This is a genomic window from Cohnella sp. LGH (assembly GCF_017671885.1).
GTDB classification, from domain to species: domain Bacteria; phylum Bacillota; class Bacilli; order Paenibacillales; family Paenibacillaceae; genus Cohnella; species Cohnella phaseoli.
On sequence record NZ_CP072117.1, the window covers coordinates 1,163,903 to 1,175,144 of the forward strand.

Sequence of the window (11,242 nt, forward strand, 5' to 3'; positions counted from 1 at the left end):
CCCGTCCCTATGTGGAAAAACGAGGCTATCCTGTAAGCAATATCGCTTATAGGACAGCCCCGCTTCGCCAGTTGCATATTCGATTCAGTCCATAAATTCGACGTATTGCAGGAAGCGCCTCAGCATGACCGCGGATTGCGCTCTGGTCGCAGCAGCGGACGGCGTGATCGCGTCCTCCGTCATTCCGGTGACGATTCCTGCGGCTAGCGACTGAGCAACCGCCGATCTGGCCCATGCGGAGACCTCAGCGTTATCCTCAAACCTATCTAGAGCTGTCGCCACGCGATCCGCATCCATTGCAGAATGACCCACGAGCGCAAGTGCGTTGCCGAACATAACGGCCATCTGTTCTCGTGTTATGCGGGCGCCGGGAGCGAATTTATCCTTCGATAATCCCTTGATCAATCCCGCTCCTACTCCGGCTTCCACTACAGGCGCGAACCAATCCTCCTTGGCAACATCGACGAAGTGGCCGCTCCCGGAAGTCGGCTCGACTTGCAATCCTAATGCGCGAACTAGCAAGGCCGTGAACTCGGCTCGCGTAATCAAATCGCCCGGCGCGAAGCTCGTATCCGACACTCCGCTTACGATCAGCTTGGCTGCAAGCAACTCTACTGCGCCTTTCGCCCAATGTCCATCAAGATCGGAGAATGATCTGCTGCCTGTCTCCAAGAGGGCATAAATGCTGTTGTGCGAAACCTTGATCGCTATTTCCCGTTTGCCGTCCGCCCTTGTCGCGGTCACGGCCGGAACGAAGGAAAATGTCCGCGTTGCGGGGTCGTACAGAACCGCAGTCATTCGCTTGGCGGGTATCCCCTCGTTCAGCACGATCCCTCGAACCCTATACGTTCCGCCAAACTCCCTGACTTCCGTCTCTTTGCCGTCCACCGATACGGTCACTCTATAGTCCACCGCATCGCCAATCAGCTTATGTCCGGCGCTGCTTGCCGCTTGCTCAAGCCGTTCCTTCTCTTGTCCGACCACCTTGGAAATGAAGACATTCACATGTCTCGCCTGCGCCCCCGGATTCAGCACTTTCACCGGAAGCTCATAGCTGGAAGCGTTAAGCTCGACTTTGAAAACGGCATCCGGGTAGGCGCTCTTCACTTTGGCCAGGGACGACCAGGAAAACTGCGTCTGAACAGCCTGCCCAGAGTCGCCGATCACGACGGTGACGAACGGTTTGCGAACTTTCCCGAGCAGCTCCCGCACTTGATCGATAATTTCATCGGTTAATGAGGCTTGCTCGACGATTGTACCATCCTCAAGCTTTTCCTTAACGATAGATGAAGAGTCCATTCGAAGCGTGATGCCGCCATCGGAATCGATCGTTAATGCCGGACCTGTGGAAGGAGTCGACGGTTCGGGTGCAACTCCCGAGTTCCCCGAGCTTCCCGATCCATTTGATGGCTGGCGAATATTCGAAATCGCAATCTGCGTCACGGCTTCATTGCCCGCTTCGTCTATAGCATACACCGAATACGTTCCGTTAGCGGCAGCCTGGAAGCTCCCTCCGGAAAGCAACTGACCGTCTGTAGCAAAATAATCGGCGGCTCTCGCTCCTTCCGCCCACTTAGTCGCGGCAATATCGCTTCCCGTACCGTCCAGGGTTGCCGTTACCGTCACCGGGCTATTGGTCGTAACCGTGCTCGCCGGCTGTTGAGTCAACATGATTTCCGGTCTTACGGAATCGATCATAATGCCCGTTGTTGCCGCAGCCGGCAAGGCAAGCGGAACTGCAACGGTCGTGGCAGCGGCATTGATTCCGGCGCCACCCGGCAATTGAATGTGCGTCCCAACTGCAATGTCGGTCGAATGGACAAGCCCCTCCTGAACGACATACGTGAAAATCAGCTTATTCCGCTCACCGGCAGGTTGCCCGGCATAGGCTGCATAAACCGTTGTGGTGTCGGCCCCTTCTCCGATCGTCACAGGAAGGGCGGGGACTCCCGCGACATCGATGTCTCCCTCGTAGCTCACCGTAAAAGTCAGCGAGTCGCCGATGCCATAATATTGGGCAGACGGAACATCAAAGCCGGTCATCGCGGGAGCCGGAACCTTGACCGTCAGCCGGTACGCGCCATCCGGCATACCGTTTACGCCCTTCGTTTCGATCGGGACGACATTGTTCCCGGGTTTTACGGCGACTTGCGCCGAGGGTGCCCCCGTTGCGCTGATCGTTACCGACGTATTGGAATCTGCGGGACTGGCTGTAATATTGACAGACTCTATGTACCGATCGGCTAACAGATCGTAGGCGCCTTGAGCAGATGCGAAGACAGCAGGATTCCAGGATAGAACGCCATCCGTCGAGGTTGCCCCCAAAGCTTGAAGCTTCACAGCGTCAAAATGACGGATAAACATCGGATACGTTGTCCCGTTCATCATCGCCCAGGTGCCGGCAAAATCCCAGCCGCTATAGGTAGCTGCGAGCTGCATGTCTGCGGTTGTTTTTCCTTCGCCGCCGCTGGACATCAATAGCGCACTGATTTCATTGTCCCAATACGAAGCGGAAACGACCCCGGCGGCGGTTTCGCCAATCAGCCCGCCAGTGTGATCGGCGCCGCTTACGAGCGCTGCGGCATAGGTGAATGCCGCGTTTGCCGCTCCACTGTTTAACCCGACTAATCCGCCGACATGTTCGTCTCCGGCAACGCTGCCCTTTACATAAGCGTTCGAGATGCTTCCCGAGTTGCTACCGACCAATCCTCCGACCCGATCGCCGCCCGATACGGACGCGTTCTCCAGACCGATATTTTGAATCGTTCCCGAAGACGCTGCGAACAGTCCTGCGTCGTCATCCGCCCCGGCCACATGCAAATTGCGGATGACATGTCTGTTGCCCTCGAAGGTTCCCGCAAACGGCTGAACGCCGTCTCCGATCGGATCCCAGTTCAGGCCCGTCAGATCCAAATCGTTCATTAACTCGTAGCTATCGCTTAATTCGTATGGAGCGGTCCCGATTGCCGCAAGCTGCATAGCGGTCGTGATCCGATGAGGGTAATCTGTTCCGTTTTCGCGAACGATCTGAAGCGTATAGTTCGCCGCAAACGGATTCGTCGCGGCCCCCGGTACGGCAACGTCGGTTGAAACCGCGATGTTGACGCTGTTATTTCCCGGTATCAGCGTAATGACTTTCGAGTCCGTATCCTCGCCGCCAATCGATACGTTCATACGACTGCTGTTTGAATATACGGACACGGTGACACTATTGACTCCGCCCGTTACCCGACTTGCATAGGTCAGAGTATGCGGAGCAAACGCCGGCTCGTACGCAATGTCTCCATCGTCAATGGCAAGCTCGTCCAGCACGATTTGATTTAACGTTGTGCGATGCATCGGAAACGCAATGCCATCCAGAATGCCCCACTGGCTGTGCTCCGAGAAGTCCCAAGAGCTGAAATTGGCTGCATACTTCATTTCATCCGTTGTTATACCTGTTCCAAACGCCGAAGAACCGCCCAACTCGCTATTATAATAGGATACAATTACGTTAAAGTCGTCTCCTTGCGAATAACCTATGAGTGCTCCAACATCGCTGAATGGGGTTCCGGTTACCTTCACCGAAACATACGAAGTGCGAATCCGGCTAGGCTCTGAGGGTACCCCAAGGGCATATCCGACCAGTCCGCCTACATTATCCACACCTTCAACCGTTCCGGTAACATAAACGCTATCAAGTGTCGAGCCATTTAGATTTCCAACCAAGCTCCCCACGTCGCTACTCGCTCCGGTTCCCCCAACAGCGACATTGATTAAGCCTACATTTCGAATATCGGCTTGTAAGGTTGCGCCGAATAAGCCGACTGACCCTGCACTGCTATTGATTTTTAGATTGGAAATCGTATGGCCGTTGCCGTTAAATGTACCTCTGAATGCATTTGTAGGACCGCCTCCGGACCCGACCGGATCCCAGCCGTCCCCGCCATTATATCCAGGGCCTCCCGGACTTAAATAGGCAGACAAATCAATGTCCGCCCCAAGCGCATAATGCCGATCCAAATGATTCCGCATCGCGTCCAACCCGGCGGCGTCAACAATCATAATGGGACAAGCGGAAGTCGTTCCGGGCGTTACGCCGTCGCAAGCGGATGCCAACGCTTTGTTTTCCGTGCCTAGCGGCAGCGCAGTAATCATGAATACGATTATGGCGAGCAGCAGAGCCACCCCTTTGCGGTTAAGCAGCTTCGACATTTCAGTCCCCCCAGGAAAACATACATAAAAGTACTAAACCAATTTAACCATAAAATGGGCTTAAAGCCTATCCCCCCTTTGGAGGGATATTTAGAAGGCTGACATGCAAAGGTTTCATGGAATGTATAAAAAAACCGGGGCCCCTGAAAGGTTTGCCCCGGTTCCTGCAAATGACAACTTACACCTCGCCGGCGATTTCCAGGTAATAATAGAGCGCCCAATCCTGATCGTTGCTGATCGGATCGAACGCATGACCCGATCTTCCGTTTACTTTATGCGGATAGATGAAGACGTAATCGGCCGCTCCGTCCTCCCGAAATAAGCAAAGATTTGCGTTAAGGCTTCGAATCGACTTATGGTAATACGTTTTGTCCGACGTAATCTGGTAATACCGATAATACGCATAAGCGGACAGCGTACTCCATTGATGAGGCAATGTATCTCCCCATAGCTCGTAATGCCCGAACCAAAACCCGTCCCAATGCCGGAGCCCTACTCCGTGCATTCGAAAATCCGGCTGGCAGCCGTCAAAACCTTCCAACAACGCCAAATGCTTATGCGCCCCCTCCAGGATGTGCCGGTCTCCGGTCAACCGATACGTATCGAGCAAAAACATGACTACGCCGGCGACCGTGCTTTGCTCATAGTTAACCTCGCTCGGCGCATACTGCTCCTCCATTCGGACGAAAGCATACGCTTTATCCTTGAAATGGCATGCTAGCCGCTCCGCCTCTTCCGTCATGCCTGCTTCCTTCAGCGCAATATCGACTTCACGCGGATTCAGCCCGAAAGACAGATCGGATAGGGGAAACTTGCCGAAATATTTGCCCAGCACCCCGACCAGGTCGTCCAAGTACATCCGCTGCTTGGTTAGCCGGTACATTTTCAGCAAAAAAACGCCGACAAAAAAATAGTTGAACCCCCTGAACGTCATGTCCTTCGTGCCGGGAACGGTTTCGCCGTAGTACTTGGCTGTCCGTTCCCGGAAACAGCTGTCCCATAGCATGGAACTCGCCGTCCTCCTCCCCCGTCCCTCGGTTTGCCAACCGGTATTGGTATTCGACGGATCGGGAACCGCCGCCGACCCGGTCGCCCTTCTCCCAACGATATTTGCGATCCCGAATCGTAACGAATCCGAGTCCCCACTTTTTCCAGGCGGGGATCCATGGCTCGGCATCTTGATCCGGCAGCCAGTTCATCCCGTACTTGTCGCCCTTTACGATAAGAGCTTGCATGCTTCCGTCCGTTTCGTCGACGATTACGCGCAAATGCTCGTTTTCCATCTGGATCAACGGTATTCCTCCCCTTTAACCCCTCACTCGAATATCGGTCGCTCCCTCATTCACGATCCGGCTATCCTGAGCAGAGTTGACGGGGTTCCCATTGATTGCTACCCGCTCCAGCACAATTCCGGAAACCGCTCCTTGTTCGAACGGACTTAAGAACGCGATCCGCTCATCCTTTGTATGGAGAACCTCGACATTGCGGAACGAGATGTCGCGAATGCTCCCTCTTTGCGAATCGTTCAGCCCGTGAACGTTCGTAATATTGAGTTTGATGACTTGCTTGTCTGCGCATGCGTCTTCGATAACGATATTCTCATAATGAATGCCTTGAACGTCTCCCCCATAATCGTTCCAGACGGCCAGAACGCCGCCGGCATCCGGAATCCAGCATGGAAAGGTGGAATGAACGACCGTGCAATCCCGAAAAAAAACATTTGTCACTTGATGGGCGGTTTCGCAAACGATTCCGAAGCTCGTTGCGACATCGTTCCAGGCGACGCAATTTTCGAACACGACGTCGTCCACCGGAGCGTGATGGGCTTTAATGAGGAAGGAATCATCCGCATTATGGCAGAAGCAGTTCTTGACCCGAACATGGCGCGAGCTGCATATATCGATGCCGTCATTGTTGATGTAGTGCCCTACGATTCGGACGTTGTCGATACTCACCCGCTCAGACTCGAATACGGCGAACGACCAGCCCGATGACTCTCTTAAAATGACTCCATCCACTTCGACGTCTTCGCATTTCGTGAATTCCAGCAGCTTATGCCTGCGCCCTTTTTCAAGAGAGTCTCTGCCGCAGACAATCCCTCTGCCCGTCACTTTAACGCGTTTTTTGCCGGTCGCGCCGAACGTTGCCTTCTGGAACGTCATATCGTCCCATTCCGACAAATCCTCTTCCTGAATGTTGGCGTACACGATGGCGCCGCCTGCGATATATACCGTTTCATTGTCGTTCAGGCTAAGCGGGTCAATGTAATGAATACCCGGCGGAAAATAGCGCACGGACGAATCTGCCGGATCCGGCACGTTCGTTTCGAGAGGATTGGCGAAAATATGAATCGGTCTATCCGGTCCGTACGGTTCTACGATATAGGTCCCCGGCTTATTCAACGTAAACCGGATGACATTCCCGGCCGCTTTCGGCTCGACGCGCAGGGAGAGCGGCCGGATCGCCACTTCGGAGAAGTCCCGCGCCGCCGTAATCGATACGGTGACCTCGCCTTCAAAATCGAAATAAGCGAACGATATCGGCGATACTTCCCGAGCTTTCATCCCTTTGCCGTTAATGATCCACTCGGGTCGATCCTTATTAAATCTATAACTCGTATAGCAAAAAACAGGTTCTCCGTTCACCGTCACGGTATAGTCCGACGATGCCGCCTCCTCCGGCGGTCCTGGATAAGTTACGATCTTGACAGCCATGTTGGATCCTCCACGGTAAAGATAATAATAGATTCGATCAGCTTTTACTCCATACTTTCATTTCATTGATGCCGATATTCCCCCATGACACATTCGCATCGCGAACGACTAATCGAATTTTACTCGTTTCGATAGACGGGTAAACGATGTCGAGCGCTTCGATCGTCCCGTCGTTCGTCGTCCAGGTCAGCGATTGATTTGCGGCCGCCGTGACCCATGCGCCATCCACGTCGTACTCGACGTCCACATTCGTAATTCCCTGGCCCTGACCATACCACGTATAAATCGTCATTTTGTCCGTCTTAATCGCCTGATTTCCCCAGTCCAACGTAATCGTTCCGGGGAAGGTGACGCCGACGCCGGAACTCCATGCGGACTCCATGCTGCCGTTATTGATCAAATCGATGGCATACCCGTCTCTCAGCGGAATCGTTGTACTGACCGTTGCCGTGCCTGCGACGTTCACCGGTTCGGGTTCGACAGACGGAATCTCCGGCTCCGGAAGCGGCGGCATAGGCGGCAGCGGCGGTTCTTGCGGCATCGTACGTTGTGCTTCCCAAACTTTAATCAAACCCCGGTTACGGTTAGAATCGCGCTCATGCAGATCGCCAAGAAGACGGGCTTTATTTTCCAAACGGACATCGAAATCCCTCCCCTTTCGTCATGAATTCGGCTTCCACAGCCGCTGTTATCCCTTCACGCTTCCAATCGTAATCCCCTTCGTAAAATGCTTCTGCAGGAACGGGTACACGAGCATAATCGGCAAAGCGCCCAAGAAAATTTGCGCGGTTCGCAACGTCTTGTCGCTTAAGTTTTGAAGCAGGCTCAAGTCGTCAACGGTAATGCTGATTTTATTCAACGAATTGACCAGCGTCGATAAATAGGTTTGCAGCGGATACTTCTCAGGGGAGTTCATATACAAAATGCCGTCAAACCACGAATTCCAATGCCCGACCACCGTAAACAGGAAAATGGTGGCGATCGCCGGCTTGGAAACCGGCAGGAAAATACTCCACAACAGCTTCCAGTGGCCGGCGCCGTCTATGAAGGCCGCCTCCTCCATCTCCTTCGGAATGTTCCGAAAAAAATTGAGCAGCAGCACCATGTACCATACGCTTAACGCCCCCGGCAAGATGAGCGCCCAGATCGAGTTCATCAATCCCGTTTCCTTGACGACAATGTAGGTCGGAATCAACCCGCCGCCGAAAAACATCGTCACGGCGAAAAACCATACATATAACGTTCTGAACCGAAATTGCTTCGCTTCCTTGGAAAGCGGATAAGCGGACAATACGACCAGCAGCATATTGATTGCCGTTCCCAATACGACTCTCTGCAGCGTGACCCACAGCGACCGGAAAAATTCGACTTTCTGTCCGAGATACGCATAGGCGTCCAGCGTAAATCCGATCGGCCATAGCTTGACCTCGGCGGCCATCGCCGCCGTGTTGGAGCTTAACGAAACGGCCAGCAAATGCACGAAAGGCACGATGCATAGGAACGTAATCGCCCCCAGCAGAAGCGCGTTGCAGACGATAAACAATTTCCTGGAGAACGAATTTTTATACACCATAGAGAACCACCCGAATCTTCTAAAATATTCTATAGTTGCTCAACCGGTAGGCTAACGTATAGGACAGTCCGACCAACACGAGCGAGATCGCGGATTTGAACAATCCGATTGCCGCAGCCGGTCCGTATTGCTGATCGAATAACCCCATCCGGTAGACGAACGTATCGATAATGTCGGCGCTGCCGTATACGGTAGGATTGTACAGGAGCAAAATTTGCTCGAAGCCCGCGTTCAGAACGCCGCCCAAGCTCAACGTCGAGATCAAAATAAGGATTTGGGCCATGCCCGGCAGCGTAATGTGCGCCATCTGCTTCCATCTCCCCGCTCCGTCGACGACGGCGGCTTCATACAGGCTTGGATTGATGCCGGTAATGGCGGCCAGGAAAATGATCATGTTGTAGCCCATTCCCTTCCACACGTCGGAACCGACCAGAATCGCTCGAAACCATCCGTCGCTGCCCATAAACATGATCGGTTCCAGACCGACTGCCGCAAGTATGCCGTTCATGGGACCTTTCAGCGAGAAGATTTCGAAGAGAACGCCGGCCAGAACGGTCCAGGACAAGAAAAAGGGTAAAAACACGCTCGTTTGCACGATTCTTTTGAACGCCATTTTGCGCACCTCGTTAAGAAGCAGCGCCAATACGAGCGGGATCAGCAAACCGAACACGATTTTCAATACGGCGATGATGAGCGTATTCCATAAAACTTGCATGAAATCCGGCAAATGAAACACATATTCGAAGTTGTCGAGGCCTATCCATTTCGACTTCAGAAAGCCCAACGTCGGCCGGAATTTCTGAAACGCCATGACGATACCGGCCATCGGCCCATAGGCATAGATCAATGTGGCGATGACTCCCGGTATAAGCATCAAGTGAAGGGGCGACTCGAGCTTAAAATGTTTGAGTCCGTAGTTCTTTCTGTTCATTGGTCCTCCGCTAAGGCATTTCGCCCATGTTTAAGAACACGGGAGAGAAACCTGACGCTCCTCCCCCGCTTCTTGCTTATTTTTTCGATTGCTCCGCATACCAGTCGTTTACTTCGTTCGTGATGTCGTTGCCCCCAAGCTTGCCCCAGCTCTCCACGTATTTGTCGAACTCGGCAATCGGGGCGGATCCGACGATAATTTTAAGGAACGTTTCGTCCGTCAGCTTCTCGAGCGATGCGCCTTTCTCCACCTGGGTCGGCGTAGGCACGCCGGCAAATTCGTTGTAGACGACAGGCTGGGCCTTCATCTTTTCCGTTAAGCCCCAACCGCCGTTCTCGGCCACGCGGCTCATGTAATGTCCCCATTTACTCGCGTCGCCGGACAAATATTGTACCGCCCCGTCATAGATGGGTTTGTCGCCGGGATCCAGACCGCTTTCATCTTTTGATGTCAGCGCTTCGTTAACTCTCTTATACGTGTCCGCAATCGCCGTCGGATTGTAGAATCGCGGTTCGAACCAATTGTAGACGTAGCCGTTTTCCGGTTTATTCTCGTCCGCATATTTCGGCGAAGAAATTTCCTCGTAGAAATTCGCCATTTTGACTAACGCTTCAGGGTTTTTCATCTCCTTGTTCGCGACTAGAATTTTCGTTACGTTCATTTTGGGAATCAGAGGAATACCCTGTTTTCCTTCGAAGGACGGAAGAGGATAGGCCTGCCATTCGGCCTTCGGATCCCCGTCTTTGTTCAAATTCAGCGGCCATTCCGGGTACCACCATTCGCCGAAGGAAATGCCGACTTTGCCTGCAACCACGTCTTCCACGACTTTGTCGATATCCTTAAACGCGAACTCTTTATCGAGAATTCCTTTCTTGTACCAGGTTTGCAGCTTCTCCAGCGCTTTCCGCGTCTCCGGCTGCGTCTCGCCGGCGACCAGTGTGCCGTCGCTGCCTTTGACCCATGCTTTCGGGTACGCCCCCATGCTATAGAACGGACCTCTGGCATCGAACCCCCAAGTAATCAGAGCCTTATTCATCGTGATGCCGTACGTATCTTTTTTCCCGTTGCGATCCGGGTCGTCGTTCACGAACGCTTCGGCGACTTTCTCCAGCTCCTCGATCGTTTGCGGCACTTCCAGGTTCAGGGCTTCAAGCCAATCGGTACGAATCCATAACAATTGCAAACTCGAGTAAGGATCCAGATAGTTCGGCAGACCGAGGATTTTGCCGTCGGCGTCCGTAAACATTTTGAGCGCGGTTCCGCCGTCTTTCTCCACATAGGCCTTCAAGGCAGGCGACGCATATTGGCGATAGGCGTCCGTTAGATCGGCCAGCAGGCCGTCTTCCCTGAATTTCTCAAATTCGCTTTGGCTCACCGCCATCACATCGGGCAGCTCTCCCGAGGCGACGGAGAGCGAGAACTTTTGCGCGAATTGATCCGTAGGCACCGTCCACAAATATTTTAAGTCGATGTTCAACATTTCCTTCAGCTTCGTCACGTATCCGTTCGTTTCCGGAGTCGTGCTCTTCGGCGTGTTCGCATCCTGCGGCGGAGCGAATCCCAGCACCTGAGTCACCGTAATCGGTTCCTCGTATTTCCCCAGCGGATCTTTAGCTTCCGACGCCTCACCCTTGCTCGCCTCGGAATCGCCTCCATTCGAAGTCGATTCGTTCGGCTCGCCGGTCTGTGTCGTCTCCTGACTGCCGCTTGGTTCCTCTTTCGCGCATGCGGCCAATAATATCGAACTGAGTAACATGCAAACAACTAACGTGATCGTAAGCCGTTTTCTGCTCAATGCTATTCCCCCTGGTTGGATGTCGTACTAATTCT

7 protein-coding genes are annotated in these 11,242 nt (G+C 53.3%); all 7 read right to left on the reverse strand.

The window, feature by feature from the left end:
* Positions 1-84: 84 nt before the first annotated feature.
* The 7 genes from J4772_RS04575 to J4772_RS04605 all read right to left on the reverse strand — a co-directional run bounded on the left by J4772_RS04575 (position 85) and on the right by J4772_RS04605 (position 11,207).
* The gene (locus J4772_RS04575; protein WP_209074314.1) at positions 85-4,194 is read right to left on the reverse strand and encodes an S-layer homology domain-containing protein; all 4,110 of its coding nucleotides are present in this window, start codon (positions 4,192-4,194) and stop codon (positions 85-87) included.
* Between the two features lie 178 nt (positions 4,195-4,372).
* Positions 4,373-5,200, reverse strand: a complete 828-nt coding sequence (locus tag J4772_RS04580; RefSeq protein ID WP_209074315.1) for a hypothetical protein — start codon at positions 5,198-5,200, stop codon at positions 4,373-4,375.
* A gap of 301 nt (positions 5,201-5,501) precedes the next feature.
* Complete coding sequence (locus tag J4772_RS04585; RefSeq protein ID WP_209074316.1) at positions 5,502-6,908, reverse strand: glycosyl hydrolase family 28 protein; 1,407 nt, start codon at positions 6,906-6,908, stop codon at positions 5,502-5,504.
* Positions 6,909-6,945: 37 nt separating this feature from the next.
* Entirely contained in the window at positions 6,946-7,449 is a 504-nt protein-coding gene (locus J4772_RS04590) for a hypothetical protein (protein ID WP_209074317.1), read from the reverse strand.
* 147 nt (positions 7,450-7,596) lie between these two features.
* A complete protein-coding gene (locus J4772_RS04595; protein ID WP_181917569.1) occupies positions 7,597-8,481 on the reverse strand; it encodes a carbohydrate ABC transporter permease in 885 nt (294 codons plus the stop codon).
* 19 nt (positions 8,482-8,500) lie between these two features.
* Positions 8,501-9,412 carry an ABC transporter permease gene (locus J4772_RS04600; RefSeq protein ID WP_209074318.1) on the reverse strand — a complete coding sequence of 304 codons (912 nt, stop codon included), beginning with the start codon at positions 9,410-9,412 and terminating at the stop codon, positions 8,501-8,503.
* A gap of 76 nt (positions 9,413-9,488) precedes the next feature.
* Entirely contained in the window at positions 9,489-11,207 is a 1,719-nt protein-coding gene (locus tag J4772_RS04605) for an extracellular solute-binding protein (protein WP_247741019.1), read from the reverse strand.
* Between the last annotated feature and the right edge of the window lie 35 nt (positions 11,208-11,242).